Source organism: Pseudomonas sp. 30_B (genome assembly GCF_017491605.1).
In the GTDB taxonomy this organism is placed as follows: domain Bacteria; phylum Pseudomonadota; class Gammaproteobacteria; order Pseudomonadales; family Pseudomonadaceae; genus Pseudomonas.
On sequence record NZ_JAFGYY010000211.1, the window covers coordinates 1 to 501 of the forward strand.

At 63.5% G+C, this 501-nt stretch carries 1 protein-coding gene; it reads left to right on the top strand.

Going from position 1 to position 501, the window contains the following annotated elements; genetic code table 11:
• The coding region (gene rsmH / locus J5M67_RS27975; protein WP_207888617.1) for a 16S rRNA (cytosine(1402)-N(4))-methyltransferase RsmH at positions 1–501 on the top strand (501 nt) is incomplete at both ends.

Here is a 501-nt window from a genome sequence, read left to right on the forward strand (position 1 = left end):
GATTTAGGGGTCAGTTCCCCGCAAATCGACACGCCAGAGCGCGGTTTCAGCTTCCGTTTTGATGGCCCGCTGGACATGCGCATGGACACCACGCGCGGCATGAGCGTTGCCCAGTGGCTGGCCGAGGCCGAGGTGCAGCAGATCACCGATGTCATTCGCAACTATGGCGAAGAGCGCTTTGCCTTTCCGATTGCCAAGGCCATCGTCGCCCAGCGCGAGGCACAAGGGCCGCTACAGACCACCGCCGAGCTGGCCAGCCTGGTGGCCCGCGTGGTCAAAACCCGCGAAGCGGGCCAAAACCCGGCCACGCGCACGTTTCAAGCGCTGCGCATTTTTATCAACGCCGAGCTGCAAGAGCTGGAGCAGGCCCTGGCCGCCAGCCTGCAGGTGCTGCAGCCGGGCGGCTGGCTGGTGGTGATTAGCTTTCACTCGCTGGAAGACCGCATCGTCAAGCAATTCATGGCCGAGCACTCCAAAGAGGTGTACGACCGGCGCATGCCG